This window comes from Litorimonas sp. WD9-15 (assembly GCF_050271975.1).
Lineage (GTDB): Bacteria > Pseudomonadota > Alphaproteobacteria > Caulobacterales > Maricaulaceae > Litorimonas.
Map to the genome: position 1 here is coordinate 3,050,873 of NZ_CP189850.1, position 13,876 is coordinate 3,064,748.

At 61.7% G+C, this 13,876-nt stretch carries 22 protein-coding genes; all 22 read right to left on the reverse strand.

The genetic code is table 11. The features are described 5' to 3' along the window. Position 1 precedes the first annotated feature (1 nt). Positions 2-445, reverse strand: a complete 444-nt coding sequence (locus tag ACP9M6_RS14340) for a hypothetical protein (protein ID WP_427452211.1) — start codon at positions 443-445, stop codon at positions 2-4. Further along, positions 445-840: an ASCH domain-containing protein gene (locus ACP9M6_RS14345; protein ID WP_427452213.1), complete on the reverse strand. Its 396-nt coding sequence runs from the start codon at positions 838-840 to the stop codon at positions 445-447. Before ACP9M6_RS14345 ends, ACP9M6_RS14340 begins: the two co-directional genes overlap by 1 nt. After that, the gene (locus tag ACP9M6_RS14350; protein WP_427452214.1) at positions 837-995 is read right to left on the reverse strand and encodes a hypothetical protein; all 159 of its coding nucleotides are present in this window, start codon (positions 993-995) and stop codon (positions 837-839) included. The genes ACP9M6_RS14345 and ACP9M6_RS14350 overlap by 4 nt, the downstream gene beginning before the upstream one ends. Then, a complete protein-coding gene (locus tag ACP9M6_RS14355; RefSeq protein ID WP_427452216.1) occupies positions 992-1,192 on the reverse strand; it encodes a hypothetical protein in 201 nt (66 codons plus the stop codon). The genes ACP9M6_RS14350 and ACP9M6_RS14355 overlap by 4 nt, the downstream gene beginning before the upstream one ends. Then, a complete protein-coding gene (locus ACP9M6_RS14360; RefSeq protein ID WP_427452218.1) occupies positions 1,189-1,704 on the reverse strand; it encodes a helix-turn-helix domain-containing protein in 516 nt (171 codons plus the stop codon). The genes ACP9M6_RS14355 and ACP9M6_RS14360 overlap by 4 nt, the downstream gene beginning before the upstream one ends. Further along, positions 1,701-2,177: a hypothetical protein gene (locus ACP9M6_RS14365; protein ID WP_427452220.1), complete on the reverse strand. Its 477-nt coding sequence runs from the start codon at positions 2,175-2,177 to the stop codon at positions 1,701-1,703. Before ACP9M6_RS14365 ends, ACP9M6_RS14360 begins: the two co-directional genes overlap by 4 nt. Continuing rightward, entirely contained in the window at positions 2,174-3,388 is a 1,215-nt protein-coding gene (locus tag ACP9M6_RS14370; protein WP_427452222.1) for a phage Gp37/Gp68 family protein, read from the reverse strand. Before ACP9M6_RS14370 ends, ACP9M6_RS14365 begins: the two co-directional genes overlap by 4 nt. Then, on the reverse strand, positions 3,385-3,840 hold the full coding sequence (locus ACP9M6_RS14375; RefSeq protein WP_427452223.1) for a hypothetical protein: 456 nt from the start codon (positions 3,838-3,840) through the stop codon (positions 3,385-3,387). Before ACP9M6_RS14375 ends, ACP9M6_RS14370 begins: the two co-directional genes overlap by 4 nt. Continuing rightward, complete coding sequence (locus tag ACP9M6_RS14380) at positions 3,837-4,049, reverse strand: hypothetical protein (RefSeq protein ID WP_427452225.1); 213 nt, start codon at positions 4,047-4,049, stop codon at positions 3,837-3,839. Before ACP9M6_RS14380 ends, ACP9M6_RS14375 begins: the two co-directional genes overlap by 4 nt. A gap of 109 nt (positions 4,050-4,158) precedes the next feature. Then, a complete protein-coding gene (locus tag ACP9M6_RS14385) occupies positions 4,159-5,985 on the reverse strand; it encodes a DNA cytosine methyltransferase (RefSeq protein WP_427452227.1) in 1,827 nt (608 codons plus the stop codon). Further along, positions 5,985-6,578: a J domain-containing protein gene (locus ACP9M6_RS14390; RefSeq protein WP_427452228.1), complete on the reverse strand. Its 594-nt coding sequence runs from the start codon at positions 6,576-6,578 to the stop codon at positions 5,985-5,987. Before ACP9M6_RS14390 ends, ACP9M6_RS14385 begins: the two co-directional genes overlap by 1 nt. Beyond that, positions 6,575-6,838, reverse strand: coding sequence for a hypothetical protein (locus ACP9M6_RS14395; RefSeq protein WP_427452230.1), 264 nt, complete (start codon positions 6,836-6,838; stop codon positions 6,575-6,577). The genes ACP9M6_RS14390 and ACP9M6_RS14395 overlap by 4 nt, the downstream gene beginning before the upstream one ends. Beyond that, positions 6,838-8,949, reverse strand: a complete 2,112-nt coding sequence (locus ACP9M6_RS14400) for a DNA primase family protein (protein ID WP_427452231.1) — start codon at positions 8,947-8,949, stop codon at positions 6,838-6,840. The genes ACP9M6_RS14395 and ACP9M6_RS14400 overlap by 1 nt, the downstream gene beginning before the upstream one ends. Beyond that, positions 8,950-9,306, reverse strand: a complete 357-nt coding sequence (locus ACP9M6_RS14405) for a hypothetical protein (protein ID WP_427452232.1) — start codon at positions 9,304-9,306, stop codon at positions 8,950-8,952. 10 nt (positions 9,307-9,316) lie between these two features. Next, complete coding sequence (locus ACP9M6_RS14410; protein ID WP_427452233.1) at positions 9,317-9,967, reverse strand: hypothetical protein; 651 nt, start codon at positions 9,965-9,967, stop codon at positions 9,317-9,319. Beyond that, positions 9,964-11,151 (reverse strand): DUF7146 domain-containing protein, encoded by a 1,188-nt coding sequence (locus ACP9M6_RS14415; RefSeq protein WP_427452234.1) that lies wholly within the window; start codon positions 11,149-11,151, stop codon positions 9,964-9,966. The genes ACP9M6_RS14410 and ACP9M6_RS14415 overlap by 4 nt, the downstream gene beginning before the upstream one ends. Beyond that, positions 11,151-11,633 carry a helix-turn-helix domain-containing protein gene (locus tag ACP9M6_RS14420; RefSeq protein ID WP_427452235.1) on the reverse strand — a complete coding sequence of 161 codons (483 nt, stop codon included), beginning with the start codon at positions 11,631-11,633 and terminating at the stop codon, positions 11,151-11,153. The genes ACP9M6_RS14415 and ACP9M6_RS14420 overlap by 1 nt, the downstream gene beginning before the upstream one ends. A gap of 9 nt (positions 11,634-11,642) precedes the next feature. Beyond that, positions 11,643-12,005: a hypothetical protein gene (locus ACP9M6_RS14425; RefSeq protein WP_427452237.1), complete on the reverse strand. Its 363-nt coding sequence runs from the start codon at positions 12,003-12,005 to the stop codon at positions 11,643-11,645. A 45-nt stretch (positions 12,006-12,050) separates the two neighbouring features. Next, positions 12,051-12,395 carry a hypothetical protein gene (locus tag ACP9M6_RS14430; RefSeq protein ID WP_427452239.1) on the reverse strand — a complete coding sequence of 115 codons (345 nt, stop codon included), beginning with the start codon at positions 12,393-12,395 and terminating at the stop codon, positions 12,051-12,053. Between the two features lie 22 nt (positions 12,396-12,417). Beyond that, positions 12,418-12,834: a hypothetical protein gene (locus tag ACP9M6_RS14435; RefSeq protein WP_427452240.1), complete on the reverse strand. Its 417-nt coding sequence runs from the start codon at positions 12,832-12,834 to the stop codon at positions 12,418-12,420. Beyond that, on the reverse strand, positions 12,831-13,301 hold the full coding sequence (locus tag ACP9M6_RS14440; RefSeq protein WP_427452241.1) for a hypothetical protein: 471 nt from the start codon (positions 13,299-13,301) through the stop codon (positions 12,831-12,833). Before ACP9M6_RS14440 ends, ACP9M6_RS14435 begins: the two co-directional genes overlap by 4 nt. A 242-nt stretch (positions 13,302-13,543) precedes the next feature. Continuing rightward, the gene (locus ACP9M6_RS14445; protein ID WP_427452242.1) at positions 13,544-13,831 is read right to left on the reverse strand and encodes a hypothetical protein; all 288 of its coding nucleotides are present in this window, start codon (positions 13,829-13,831) and stop codon (positions 13,544-13,546) included. Positions 13,832-13,876 lie beyond the last annotated feature (45 nt).

Genomic DNA, 13,876 nt, shown 5'->3' on the forward strand with positions numbered 1-13,876 from the left:
CTCAAATTTCCTCTTTCGGCAGGGCCGCGCGGGCCTCTGCAATCGCGTCGTGAATGTGCAGGTTCAGGGTCTGGATGACGTGTGACCCGTCGGACAGTTTGTGGTCCGGATGCGCATCCCGCACGATGATGGCCTCGGTCACCTTGGTTTGCGCCTCAACCCGATCGCAGAGGCGGGTCAGGGCCATTTGCAATGCCGTCACATCAACCGCCGATCCCTCGGCCTCGACAGCTTTTCGGAACAGCGCCAGGTGCTCGGCCAGAATGGGAACCTGATCCAGCCGGTCATTGGCAAAACCCAATTCCCGCCAAATCTTTGACGCCCAACTCAAATCCCCCATCTTGAATTCAACGGGCGGTGTCACCCACTCGCCATCGACAGTCGGGGGTGCGGGGAACAGGTCCAACTTGCGCCAGATTGATTGCAATTTTGATGTCAGGGTCATCACCTCTCTCCTTTCGCCGCACGATCGCGGGCGTAAATGCTGTTAAAATCGGGGGTGAAAAAGCCGAGCGCGCCTTTGCAGGGTTGGAATGGCAGGGCCGTGACATCCGCCAGGACAAAGCCAAACGGCCCGACAAACCACGGGCTGTCAGAGGCGGTCACGACGTCGACCAATGTCGCTTTGCCGATGATGCCACCCGTTTTGAACGCGGCCTGCGGCAGGGTTTCAACCCCACTCTCGCAACAGACAAAATCGAACGTCTCCGTCTGCACGCGCAACCCGACATGAATCAAGAACTCACCGCGAAACGACGTCGACCAACTGCGATTCTCAACATCCTTCCCGCCCTGCAAAATCGCCCAGCCAAAGGGTTGATTGATGGACAGGGCTTTCATGTCGGCATCCACGCGTCGCAGGCATCGCAATCGTTGAAGGTGCCAAAACTCCACAATCTTTCGGTCAAGTTTCCACCACAGGCGCAAGGCCCCGCCGCGCGCGGAAATCCCGTGTCGAGCGGATTGAAATCAGGTGCGTTTTCTTGCGGTTTCATGTGTCCACACCTTCCGTTGCCAGCGCCTCGGTCGCCTTGGGCGTCAGGCGCATTTCGCCGAATGTCAGGAAGTTTTTCCGGCGCAGTTCAATCCGCGTGGCATCAAACGCCTTTCCGCCGCGCGGGCCGTTCACGCCGATGTCACCGCGCAGGATGCGCAGCACGCGGCGTTCTTCCTCTGTCAGGTTTTTGGTCATGTCGTGTCCTTTCGGTGAGTGTCGGGATGGATGAGCGGCGGCAGGGTGCCATCCGCCTTGAACGCCGCGACGAGGGCGTCCAATCGCGGGCGCGACGGCATGGAATAACCCTGCCCCCAGACCGTCTCGATCGGGCAATCAATCAGGCGGAGCAGCGGGCGCAATTTGCAGATGACAACATCAACCGTCTTCCCTTCCGGATCGCCGGGCTCTGTCCGATCAAAATAAAGCGCGGCAAAAAGAGAGTGTTTGGAGCGGACCTTGGGCCCCAAAGCCACGGCAATCCGGCACAGAGTGTTGGTCAGATTTTGCGTGGGGGCCGCCGACCCCATTGTCGCACGCGCCTGTTTCAAAACCGCTCGCATGAAAAAGTGAAGGTCATCGCCGAAACCTTCCGCCTCAACCCGCACAACCCGCAATGCGTGGTCCACCTCCGCCGCGTAAATTTCCAGACGGTCGCGGGTCATCAGGCCGAAATCCGGCGGGACGCGGGGTTGGATGAAACCGGTCATCCCTCACCTCCCACATCCGGCACGTCGAAATCGGAGGTCTGGCGCGGTTCCAGAAAACGCTCCGGCTTGCCGCAGACGGGACAGGCTTTCTGCATCCCGCCATCTTCATGCGGGCGGGTTGTCAATTTCGCGGTCGCGGTGACGGCTTGGCACGCGGTGCAGGCGTGAAAGGGCGGGCCGAGCTCCGCCACCGGCGGGGCGGTCAATTCGGGCTGGGTCTGTTTCACCCACCAGAACAGGGCGAAATTTGCCACATCGATGGGGTCACCTTTGTCGACCAGCTCGCGCAAGACACTGACGACCTCATCAATTGTCCAAGACGGGTCATCCCACCCCGCCGCACCGGCACCCCCCTTGACCTGCAATTTCTTCCCCTGCGCCAGAGAGAACAGGCGCAGCGCTTCCTCCAATCGCGGGTCGGACGGGATGGCGGGGGCAGATGCAGGGACGGTGTTGTCGATTGGCTGGTTCATGATGTCTCTCCGGATGTGAGGGGGTGCGGCAGGGCATTGTGTTCCCGCCCGTCAAGGCGGCGGCCGGCGGCTTTGGTGTCGACGCTGCGCATGAATTGGACCTCACCCAAGAGGCCAGCCATCATCTCGGCAGGTTTGACCAGCACAAATCCCCCATCTTTCGTGCCGCAGACAAGGTCACCGCAAAGGCGGTGATCCGTTTCGAGCGGACGTTTGTCCGCCCTCCACGGCGCATTCCCCATTTGATCCCCCGGATCAAATGGCTGGAATGCGCCCCATTGTTTGAAAAAGAACGGGACCTCTGCCCCTTCGCAAGCATCGCGAATCCGCCGCGCCCAATCGGGGTGCATCGGGCGGGCATCAGGTCCGGACTCTCCGCCGACAATGACCCAGTCGAGTTTGGCGGTTTTGGTTGGCTCAACGCAATCGGCCATGATGTCCAGCTTCTCGCCACGCAAAAAATCGAGCAGGTAAAAATTGCCATTGATCTCGACCTGCTCCAAATCCACCGGACCCAGCAGGGGTTCGGCAGAGATGAACCGCACCGCGGCAGGCGTGTCGAGCAGGACCGGAATGCGCAGATCGGCGCGGCGCTGATCCTCCACCGACACGCCGAGGTGAACATTGGCGAGGGGCCAAACGTCGGAATAAAGCGCAGCCTCCAACCGCGCCGTTTCGTCATGATGTTTTTGAGACGCGTGCACATCATCATCATTTTCCACACGGCGTTCAATGCGTTGAATTTCAGGCCAAGATGAACTCTCAAAATTGATGTCACGATCAAATGTGGAAAACCACGCCCGCATCCGCAGGGGATGTTTCGTCAGGATTTGGAACGTGTGTTGCGGGGACAGGGCCATGACGGCAAAGGCGCGGTCAATCGCCGCGTCCGGCACGTTGGGATGGAACAGGTCGCCCATGGAATTGACAAAATAAGTCGTCGGCTTTTTCCGGCGCAGCGGCTGTTCCCACACGCGGTCCGGGGCGATGCCGATCTTGCCGGTCCAAACGGTCTTGGTCTTGCCGGCCCCCGTCGTGACCTGTTTCGTCGTGCCCAAATATTGGGGCGTGTTGCCGGTGGCGGCGTTCATCGCCTCCATCCGTCCGGCCATCTTCATGGCGTAACAATTTTTGCAGCCGGGAGACTCAATCTCGCACCCAACCACGGGGTTCCACGTCTTTGTGGTCCACTGAATTTTCGTGTCGGTCATGTCGTGTCTCCTTTTGGGGCGGGGATGCGGGTCAGGGTTGGGGTTTTGTTTTCGATCTGGAACAGGTGCGGGCCGCCGCGGTCACCCTCGGCGACGCAGGCCACGAACAGGGCGACGGCGGCCTCCGAACTGTCCAGCAGGTCCTGCAAACTCTCGAACACGTCCTCGGCGAACCAGCCTCCGCCCTCGGCATGGGTCAGGGCGACGAAACTGTGATCCGGAACGGGCCCGAACACATGGGGCCGCCCGTCTTTCAGGCCGAGTTTCAAATAAGTGACGCGGAAGTGCCACACATCATGCGTCGTGCCGGGCTCCGCCAGCGGGCCCGCGCCGGGCCAATCGCTGTCCGGGTCCCCCGACAGCAGGAACCGCGCGCAATCGGCCAAGGTCGGGCCATTGCCGTCGGGCACGGTCTCATCCGTCCAAGCGGCGAGTTGGAAAACATCTGTCATGGGGTGGGCCTTTCGGGTGGGGATGGGGTCAGCAGGTCACCCTGCGCGGCGCGTTGACGGGCGACGGTCTCCGCCGCGGATGCGATCGCGTCGCACTGCACGGCCATCGCGCGCATGTGTTTGGCAAGGGCGGCTGGAACATCCGGCCCGTCCGCATCGCGGATGACGCGCTTGGCCACGGCTTCCACATCTTGGGCGGGGGACGTCATTGATTGGGCCTTTCCGGCACAACGCGCAGGATCAAGTCCACCCGCGCCATGACAATGGCGAGCGCCGCAAGCGCCGAGTCGAGTTCGCGGATGGTGGGGTGATTGGCGTTCATGACGTTTCCCCCTGCGCAGATTGCCGCGCGGCACGGTCCACGACGTCGATCCGTTCAAACAACCAGCGGAATTTGTTCACCGCCCAACTGTTGCCGTGAGATTTATATTGATGACCGTCGGGGGCGTGGGCTTTGCCGTTCCACGGGATGTCGGTGAACCCGTCGGGAAAACCCTGCAGGCGGGCCGTCTCAATCGGGGTCAGGCGCCGGACGGCAAAGTCGGTGCAGACCGCCATCGGTTGCCCACCGCCCGACGGCGACGGGGTTGTGAGAGTCGGGGACAATTCCTCTGCAAATTTGGGAGTGACGGATGTGGCCAGGCCGATGGATTTGACTTCGGAGACAATCGCCTCTGTTTCCACAAATGAATTTCCAGTCCTGCTGAACGGCGGCCCTGCCGTGACCGTGGGAGCCAAAGTCGCCACATAAGTTTGTTGCTTCATGCCCGGAGACGCCAACAACGCGCCGGAAATTGAGCCGTCACCCGCGATCAAATGCACTTCGTCTCGAATGTTTTGAGCAAACGCCACCGCTTGTGCCTGCGGCTGGCTCGCATCCAGCGGTCCCGTTCGGTCGCCCGTGACCTCGGGGTCTTGGCGGGCGTTGAAGGCAATCGCGGGCGGGACGCCGCCGCCCAGATGGGACGTGTCGTCATTGCCCGCCCGCAGGGTGGGGGACAGGTCGTGCATCGCATCCCCGCCGAAATCTTTGGAGGAGAACGCGATGGGGCCTGTCTCTGTCACGAACAGAGGTGCGCCGGAATTGATGTGTTGATCTTCAAGGCCCAGCTTGTCCCCAAAGGCGGCATTCAATGTGCTGGCAATCGGGGCGCAGTGCTGGACAACGGGCACCAAAGGCGTGCCCCGCCCCGTCCCATCTTCCGACGCATCAAACCCCTCCCCGCGCAGGGTGTGGGTGACGGCGGGCACCAACCCTGCGCCGCGTTGACTGAAAATCTCCTGATTGCTGGCCCCGATCCCGCCCGTGTTGGCGGACTGATTCAGGGTCGGGTGGATGTCTTTGCCGTCCCAATGGCCACCGACCGCAGGGCCGCGTTCAACATCGGCGGCAAAGCCTTGCCCCGGTTCTCGGCGCGGCGGAGGATTCCCGTGCAGGCCACGTCGCTCAAATAATACTTTTGCGGGATCGCACCCGTCTGCAAAACCGATGACAACGATGACACGACGGCGGCGTTGGGCCAGTCCGAAATATTGAGCATCGAGAACCCGCCATGCGACCCGTGCCCGTGGCCCGGCAACCAGACCTGCACTGGGCCAGCTGCCGTCGAAAGGCATTGTGAGGGGATCATCGCCGCCGACAAGTGCCGAAAGGAAACATCCAAACGCGTTGGTTTTGTCGGAGAGGAGGCCGGGGACGTTTTCGTAAACGGCCCAGCGAAGAGATCCAGTGTCGGCGAGGTCATGTGCAATCCTGACATATTCGAGGGTGAGGTTTCCGCGGTGATCGTCCAGACCCCCGCGCTGTCCGGCAATCGAGAATGACTGACAGGGTGGCCCGCCGCAGAGGAGTTCGGTCGCGTGGAATTCGGCGGCGGTGATCGTGGTGAAATCGCCAAGGTTCGGGATGCGACCGTCCCCGGCGGGGATTTCGCGGGCAATGGCTTTCTCATTGGCCAGATATTTTGCGAGGGCCTTGGCCTCATTTGGCCGCGGCGGCAGGGTGCGCGGACGACCCGCGCCGTGACGATGATGCAGGACGGCAGATGGGAAGGCTTCGATTTCAGAATAAAAATCGAACACCCAATGGGCAGGCGCGGCCAGTGTCGCCGCCTCAATCCCCGAACAGACCGACCCGACCCGCATCACGCGCCCGACAGGGAGAGTTCGGCCAAGGCGCGGTCAGCGGCATTGTTGATTTCGGCCATGCGGTTGACATCGCCGCCCGGGCGGTCGGGATGATGAAGTTTTGCGAGACGTTTGACAGCGGCCGTCACCTCGGAAGAGGTCGCATCCAAACCGCAGCCCAACACCTCGCGCCAAGGGCGTTGCCCCTGTGGGGCGGGCAGGGCTTTCAGGCCAGACATTGACGCGCGAACGATGTTCAACCCGCCGTGGCGCAACTTCGTCCGGTCCGCCTCGATGATGTGGTGAATGGCCTGCAGATTTTCCTCGATCTTTTTGTAACGATCGACGGGAATGCAATAAGGGGAGCCGTCCCAAATGAAGTGAACCGCCACGCCCGAATCGGCGGGTTTGTTCGTGGACAGTGTGAAGTTCGAACTGATCACAATCTGCGTGATGGCCTTGCCCGTCTCGGTCGAGAACATCTGCAGGCTCTTGCGGACATTGTTCATCGCACCGGACAGGCCCGTGCGGAAACTCGACGTGCCGGGATTGCGCGTTCGCGGCACGGCCTCCGGCCAGCTGAGTGGATATTCTGTGGGGACGGCTGTCATGGCGTGTCTTTCTTTTCGGGCTGGTCCGGCGGTTCAGGGGTGAGGTTCAGCTTTGCGAGGGCGGCTTCGACGGCGGGCAGGTCTTTGGCCGCGACGTTCAACACGCGCATGATGCGCAAGGACTTGCCCTTTTTCGCCTGCAGAAAATCCCGTTCCCGCGCGGCACTGTCCCGCGTCGCGTGATGAAACGGCCCGTCCTTGACGAGGATGAAACTGATCAGCTGCCGCTTGGCCTTCTTCTCGGTGATGCGGTCGCTCATCAGAACTCTCCTTGGGTGCTGTTTGAGACGGATTGCGGGAAGCCGATGCGGAAGGTGAAGCCGGACTTCACGCGGGAGCCGTTAGACTTTCCGTCTTTGCCGCCATTGCGCTCCAACATGCGGGCAAAGGACATGGCGAACCCGCGAGAGTTCCACGGGTCTTTCGCCTCGGCCTGAGCCCAGTGTTGATAATCTTCCCAGATCTCGGTCGGGGTGAATTTGGGGGATTTGCCGTCGCGCCCGAGGCACGTGTCGAGCAGGTCCTGCAAATCATCTGTCATGCGGGTGGCGTCGTGACGTTCGACCAAATCAAAGAGCGTGCCGCTCTCCTCTTGGACGCGGCTCATGTCGTGCCATTTTCCCCAAACGAGGCGGTCTTCCGACCAGGCGGCGAGGTCATTGCTGGTCAGGCGCCAGCTTTCCGTGGCCAGTTTCACCCGCTCTGACGGGGCAAAGTCAAAGCCGCGGCTCCACCAATCCAACGCGCCTTGGAACAGCCAGAGCAAAATGGCATCCGTTTCCTTGGCCAGTTTAAATTCGAGGGAGCTGTCCTGTTTTTCGACGGGTACAGAGTTCGGAAACTCAATGACGAGCGGGCGCCGCCACGTGCCATTGTCATCGCCGCGCACTTTGGGCGCTTCGTTGCACATCATGAAGAGTTTGAACTGGGCGACGAATTCGCTCTGCTGTTGATGTCCGCCGCGGGCAGAAATCTGGTCGCCGCCCGTCACCATTTTCAAAATTTCATCCGACAGGGCCGCCCCCGTTTCAGGTTCGGACACAACCGCCATGCGCAGCGCCCCGGACAAGGCCATCAAGTCTTCGCGCGGGCCGGAGGAGCTGCGCCGTGAATCGTAAAGAAAGGTCTTCACATCCGCCGACCGCGCATAATCGCCCAGGGCCGTGCGGATGGCGCGCATCAGGGTTGATTTCCCGTCAGAGCCTTTGCCCTTCAACAGGAACCAATTGTTGCGCGGGTTTTTTGACGTCAGGCACGACCCGCAGGCGCGTTGAAATGTGGCGCGGGTGTCGGGATCCGGCAGGCTGGCTTCCAGAACTTTCGTGAAATGGGGGTGCGGGTCGGACCCGTCTTCGGGCAGGTCCGGCAGGCGCGCAATCGTGATGCGGGTGGCGAGGTCTTCTGGCTTGACGGGTTGGATCAGGGGATTGGTGAAAGCGGTCCAGGCGGCGGCCTCCCGCGCGTGGTCAATCTCTTCCGGTTCAATGGACTCGCCACGCGGCAGGACCGGCGCGACCGAAGGCAGGGTCAGCATCCCGCCGGGTGTGTTGATCTTGAACGGGTCGCGGTCCCAATCCTTCACATCGGACAGAACTGCTTCCAAAGTGCGGGCCATTTCCAAAGCGGATTTAACATTCTTGGAATTGCCAAGGTTCTTTCCTGCGCGGTGAACGGATTTGGCCTGCGCCAACATCACGCCGCGTTCGGCCTGTTTTTGCGGGTCACCATCGGCCACCTCTTTTGTGGGCGTTGCAAATTTTAGGGCGGGGAATTCTTCAAAAATCATCTTGGTCCGCACCGTTCCGGTCAGGCGGCGGGTCGCCCGCGCCTGACCGTCATTCAGATGGAACTTGCGACCGCCACCGCCTTCCGCGCCTTTGGCAGCCCCGTGGGCGGGCGGGTTTTTGTCGAACACGGCCCAACCCTTGCCGGGTGTTTTTGAGAAATCGGGACAGAACCTCACATCGCCCCCGCAATATTTGACGAGTCGCTGCGCAATGCCGAGATCGGTGCAGTCCAGTTTCGCGCGTTTGAGCAGCGCGTCAGAGGGTGGTTTCTCCGCGGTGAACTTGCCTTTTGGTGACGTGGATTTCTTCTTCGCGGGCTTCTTTGATGACCCCGACGCGCCGTTTTCAGAGTCCTTCGCGGACCGCGCCGCATCAAGTGACACGACATTGTCAGTTTCAGGGTCAGTCTCAAGGCCAATCTCTGGGTCAAATGCGCCGCCCTCGAAAGCGGAGCTCTCTTCATCCGGAACTGGGGCAGCGGACTGCGTGACCGCCACGTGCAAAGCCTCTGCGACGAGGGCCAAAATGACGGCCTCGCCGGAGGGTGGGTCCGGCGGGAGGGGCGGTTCGGTGACGTCAGACATCTAAACATCACGCCCTTTTGACGTGTGGATCCAGTCCTCGATTTTGTCCATCATGTGGTTCGGGTTTCCCGTGCCGGTCCGGGCCATGGCAAAACCAATGGCATCGGTCCGCAGCCCGCATTGCGAACAGAGGCACCGGGTCGCGCGGGTCAGATCATCGGTCAGGACCGTCCGGCCCGTGCCGGATTGTGACAGCGTGAAATTCAGACCCGTCGCGCGACAGGACGGGCACGGATCAGAATAAGTTCTGAACGTCGCATCAATGCCCGACATTTTCAGGGCATCGGAAAAGCTGAACCGCGAGAGGATCAGGGCACGACGCGTGCGGAGTTCAGTGGGGGCATGTTTGGCGGGCATGGAGCGGGTCTCAGCGAAGAAGGTGACGGCGGGGCAGCGGCGCGGGTTGGGTCGGACGTTTCGGGCGGGCGACGTAAACTTTGGCGGCGTGGGTTTTGCAGTAACTGCCGCGGGCAATGTCGCCACCGCAGAATTCCGTGTCGCCCGCGCCGCTGCTGACAATCCATTGGCAGGTGCGGGGCGGCGCGGTGACGGGGGCGCGGGTGAAGCTGACCTGACGGCGGGGCGAAGAAGAACAGTTGATTTGTGGCAGGGTGACCGACCGCACGGCGTCACGACCTTTGCGCCGCGCGAGATTGAACTTCTCTCGATTTCGGGCAACCCAACCTGACACGTGTGAGGGAGTGCGTTGGCCACCAAAGGTTTCTTGCAGTTGGACGGCAATTTGCGAGACGCGAATGCCTTGACGCCAGAGCGCCACGACAAGCGCCGCTTCCGCCTCCGGCCAAGCATCAAATTGGCTGTTCCGTTTTTTCGCGACATGACGGGACAAACCTCTCACCTCGCGATTGGCGCTGATCCAATGGCCGATTTGAGCCTCGGTGACCGGCACACCTGTTTCTGCCAGAATGATGGAAGGCATTTGATCGCGTCGGGTGGCGGCCTCGTGTTCGCGAACAATCACGGCAATCATGTCTTCTGTCCAATCGGAGGTTTTCACGCGGCGACTCCCATCAGCAAATCATTAAAATCCGCGCGGGCCGTTGGAATGGCGGGGGCGCAGCGCCAGCCCAGTTTCTGCAGACGCCGCGCCGCGCGTTTGAATTCATGCTGGGCGCGGGCAGCGGGGTCGGAAAAAGCGAGCGTGGGCTTCAAATCATTTTCCGCCAAGATGATGATGGGGCGGGATTTGTTGGCGGCATGTGGCGGGACCCAGCCCTGCCCGTCGCGGTCACCCGTCAAGCGGCCCAAATTCATGGCGGCGAAAAATGTGCCTTCGACTCCGGCGGCGGGGGCGGAGACCCCGCTCTCAATCCCCTCGGAAACGCAGATGGGCAGGCGCGGATCATCCGTGATGCCGGAAGTTGCGCCCAATCGAATGCCGTGAACAGCGCGTTTGGCAGAACCGAGAACCTGTTTGGCATCCCATTTTTCCGACAGGGCCGCCGCGAAATCCGGAGCGAAATCTTTGAAATCGGGCCGGGCTTTGACGACAGTTCCGCCCTGTTTCATCAGGTAAGTTCTGTGCAGACAGACGGTTTGCAATTTCGCGTCATGACCCAACCCGATCATGGCGGGGAAGCGCCCGACCTCGACCCGTTCGCCGGGATCACCGGCAAAGGCGGGCAGGTCCGGATGGAACATCAGGGCTTTGGACAGCGCAAATCCATTGCGACCGTCAAGGGCGGGCCCCAGACCACGGGCCCGAAGATATTTTTCCGCCGAGGTCAGGCGTGCGCCCCCCGTCAGCAGGGGACGACACCCCGCCATGACATCATCAATCCGTTTCAGATTGCGGCGATGTTTGGCGCGGTCCGCCTCTCGCGCTTTCACGGCCCGTTCCTCGCGGGCGCGGTCATTGCGGACGCGGGTTTCATCCGTGATCGGTTTGTCCCCGCCCAACCACGTCATGGCCGCTGGAAAATCACAGTTCATCACGGCCTGCACCAGGGCGACCGCATCCCCGCCGCGCAGATCGCAGGACCCGCGACAACAGTTGAAACCGGCGGTGTCATTGTTGACATCAAAACGGTCCCGCGACCCGCAGGCCGGACATTCAAACCGTGTCCAGCCCGTCTGCCGCAGCGTGCCAATCGGGGTCAGGCCGAGTCGCACGGCAACATCCGTGATCGGGTTGGCGTCTTTGACGTCCTGCACCCAGCGTTCAAATTCATGTTTTTCCATCAGAGAGCCTCTTTGGTTTCAAGCGGTGCAATTGGCGCGAGACACGGCATCGCCGCAATGAGCACGTCGCGGCCCCAGAGTTGATAACCGAACCCGACAATCGCCATGATGTCGGCGTCAAAGCCGCGCAGCAGGTGGCGCAGGCGGACGACGTGAACGCGCAGGGAATTCAGGCGGGCCGAGTCGTCGGGATTGGCCGCGACCCCGACCGCGTGCAGCAATTGCGCGTGAGTGCGGGGATGACCCGCGGACAGGGCCAGCAAGAGCCGCCCTTCCGCCGGACCGAATTGACGGCGCGGACCTCGCCGCTCGGACAGGATCACCGTCGCCGCCGTAACCACCGCCGCGACGCGCACCGCATCCGCATCGACATCCAATTGCCGCAGCAGGAAGTCGGCTTCCGCCGCGTAAATTCGCGCGGCGTGAAGTGGCATCTGACGGAAATCAGGCGCGACAGGGGGCAATGTCCAAGCGGCGGTCAAGGTCGCGGATCAATCGAACGCGGCTTCGGTCAGGACCGCGCGGCCCAGTTCCGTGAAATACGCGGACTCGGTGACCCAGCCCCCTTCCCGCAATTTCGCGAACAGGTCGGCGGGCAGGACGAAACTGTCATGGGATCCGGTGATGACGCAGGACACGGGGGCTTTGTCCGGGCGCGGAAAACTGACCGCTTGGGAAATGATCCCGCAATTGTGGATGCCACGCAGGGCATCAATGATGTCATCCGATGGCAGCTCGACGGCGTCGGGTTTCGCGGGTTTGCCAAAAATCTTCGCGGTCAGACCTTTGAACCATTTCGGTTGATGGGTCAGGGCGGCGGGGGAAATCGGGGTGAGAGAGGGTGACGGTTGCATGTGGCGTCCTTTCGCGGGGGTGGGTGGGTTTGGGTGGGTGGGCAATCAGCCCTGTGAGGTCTTGGCCAGTTTGGCTTTGCGCCGCGCCATTTCGCGGGCCCCATGATGCGGGATGCCGGCGGCCAGCCAGTTGACCTGCACTTCGTCCTTGGCTTTCACGGCCCGCCCCAAACGCGCCCGTCGAGCGGTCCCTTGGCGCGGCGGTTCCTTCCGGCGCAGACTGCGTTTCAATCGCCAATTCGCGGCAGGCATCGGGGCGGGCGGCAGGGGGACCCGCACACCGGACACATTCACCTTCAACCCGGGCCAGATCCAATTCCCGCGACGGTCATGGACGGGTGAGTCGGGCCAACGGTCAGCGGGCAGGTCATTTTGCGGGGCGTCTTTCATGGGGTGTCCTTTGGGTTTGGGATCAGGTGTCGAGGTCGGCGCGGTGCGCGGGGCGGGCGTCGGGAGTTTGGCTGCGCCGCCAGCGATTGCTGTTCACGGCATTGATGATTTGGGCGTGGGTCAGGGCTTCGAAATCATCCGTTGCCGCGGCCAATCCCGCCCCCGCGATCCAGAGGGCGCGGGCGACCATGGGCCAGCGGGCCTGTTGCATGACAATCGTCTGGTCCAGTGTCGCGAGGGCTCGCGCCAGTTCCATGCGGGTCAGGTGTTCCCGCGGGGATTTGGCGGCAGATTCGGTGGCCAGCCAGAGGCGCTGCGCCTGCGTCATGCCCCCCTGCCCCGAATCCAGTGGCAGGGTCGGGGTCACGCGGGCGGGCTTTGGCGACGGCCGCTCACCACCATTGAATGTTGCGGCCTGGGCGGATGTGGCGAAATTCATGACACGCTCCGCAACTTGTTTTTGCGGGCGTCGAAATGGTCCAGAGCGTCATCCAGCTGCCCCCGCAGATCGCGCAGGTTGGCGGCCTCGGCCTCGGTGATGATGCCGTCACGCGTGGCCTCTGCCGTGGCGGCGGAGAGTTGCGCCGTCAGGGCGGTGAGGCCAATGCTCTGTTGCGTCAGGTCGGGGCGGGTGTCGCAATCCAGTGCGGTCACGCCCTGCACCGCGGCGAGGGCAGCGGTGACAATCGGTTCCCCGCACCACGCTTCCAGCGCGAGGATTTGATCGAGGCGGGGGAAATCCGTCTTGGTCGCGTTTTGGAAATTGCTCATCTGGGATTTGCCGAGGCCGATCACCTCGCCCGATTTCACCAACCCACCGCACGCGGAAATCAAGCGGCGCATGTGGAAACAGATGTCAGACCGTGTCAGGTCCGGATGCAGGTCAAGCGGAGATGGTTGAGTCATGATGTGGCCTTTGCATTCAAAACGGTTTTGACGGTCGCCGACCGAGTTGGGTGGAACAGTGTGCGGTTTTTCCAGTTGAGGGGGAGGCTCGCCGCCGCTAGGTCTTCAAGGGCTGAAATGAGGACCTGTCCAAAGGAGGAGACGTTTTGACTAAATCGCAACGTCCGGCGACGAGCCGGAGCGGGACGCACAACCGGGGCTCGGTGTGCGACCCAAGGGGGGGATGTGAAAGAATGGCGCATTCAGGCCGCCAGTTTCGTGACATCAATCGCGGGTGGAATGTCCGCCGCGGTGAGCCGGTCGGGGAAAAAATGGACCGGGCGGATGCCCCAAGAGTTTTCATCCGACAATTGCAGAAGGGTTTTCTGCTGACCGCTCGTGAACTGCCCGACTTTCGCGCGGGAAGTGAGCGTGGTCGTCGGAATGTTCATGGCGCGCGCCAAATTAGCCTGCACACCTCCGAAAAACTGGGTCACGATGAAATCAACAGCGTTTCCAGTTACGAGCGTTTGAACGGTTTTGTCGGTCATTTGCTCCACATGAACGGTTTTGTCGGTTTCTGCAAGCGATTTTGT

Coding starts and splice junctions, on each gene's coding strand:
- ACP9M6_RS14340 (WP_427452211.1), bottom strand. CDS start 445: ATGACCCTGACATCAAAATTGCAATCAATCTGGCGCAAGTTGGACCTG.
- ACP9M6_RS14345 (WP_427452213.1), bottom strand. CDS start 840: ATGAAAGCCCTGTCCATCAATCAACCCTTTGGCTGGGCGATTTTGCAG.
- ACP9M6_RS14350 (WP_427452214.1), bottom strand. CDS start 995: ATGAAACCGCAAGAAAACGCACCTGATTTCAATCCGCTCGACACGGGA.
- ACP9M6_RS14355 (WP_427452216.1), bottom strand. CDS start 1,192: ATGACCAAAAACCTGACAGAGGAAGAACGCCGCGTGCTGCGCATCCTG.
- ACP9M6_RS14360 (WP_427452218.1), bottom strand. CDS start 1,704: ATGACCGGTTTCATCCAACCCCGCGTCCCGCCGGATTTCGGCCTGATG.
- ACP9M6_RS14365 (WP_427452220.1), bottom strand. CDS start 2,177: ATGAACCAGCCAATCGACAACACCGTCCCTGCATCTGCCCCCGCCATC.
- ACP9M6_RS14370 (WP_427452222.1), bottom strand. CDS start 3,388: ATGACCGACACGAAAATTCAGTGGACCACAAAGACGTGGAACCCCGTG.
- ACP9M6_RS14375 (WP_427452223.1), bottom strand. CDS start 3,840: ATGACAGATGTTTTCCAACTCGCCGCTTGGACGGATGAGACCGTGCCC.
- ACP9M6_RS14380 (WP_427452225.1), bottom strand. CDS start 4,049: ATGACGTCCCCCGCCCAAGATGTGGAAGCCGTGGCCAAGCGCGTCATC.
- ACP9M6_RS14385 (WP_427452227.1), bottom strand. CDS start 5,985: ATGCGGGTCGGGTCGGTCTGTTCGGGGATTGAGGCGGCGACACTGGCC.
- ACP9M6_RS14390 (WP_427452228.1), bottom strand. CDS start 6,578: ATGACAGCCGTCCCCACAGAATATCCACTCAGCTGGCCGGAGGCCGTG.
- ACP9M6_RS14395 (WP_427452230.1), bottom strand. CDS start 6,838: ATGAGCGACCGCATCACCGAGAAGAAGGCCAAGCGGCAGCTGATCAGT.
- ACP9M6_RS14400 (WP_427452231.1), bottom strand. CDS start 8,949: ATGTCTGACGTCACCGAACCGCCCCTCCCGCCGGACCCACCCTCCGGC.
- ACP9M6_RS14405 (WP_427452232.1), bottom strand. CDS start 9,306: ATGCCCGCCAAACATGCCCCCACTGAACTCCGCACGCGTCGTGCCCTG.
- ACP9M6_RS14415 (WP_427452234.1), bottom strand. CDS start 11,151: ATGGAAAAACATGAATTTGAACGCTGGGTGCAGGACGTCAAAGACGCC.
- ACP9M6_RS14425 (WP_427452237.1), bottom strand. CDS start 12,005: ATGCAACCGTCACCCTCTCTCACCCCGATTTCCCCCGCCGCCCTGACC.
- ACP9M6_RS14430 (WP_427452239.1), bottom strand. CDS start 12,395: ATGAAAGACGCCCCGCAAAATGACCTGCCCGCTGACCGTTGGCCCGAC.
- ACP9M6_RS14435 (WP_427452240.1), bottom strand. CDS start 12,834: ATGAATTTCGCCACATCCGCCCAGGCCGCAACATTCAATGGTGGTGAG.
- ACP9M6_RS14440 (WP_427452241.1), bottom strand. CDS start 13,301: ATGACTCAACCATCTCCGCTTGACCTGCATCCGGACCTGACACGGTCT.
- ACP9M6_RS14445 (WP_427452242.1), bottom strand. CDS start 13,831: ATGACCGACAAAACCGTTCAAACGCTCGTAACTGGAAACGCTGTTGAT.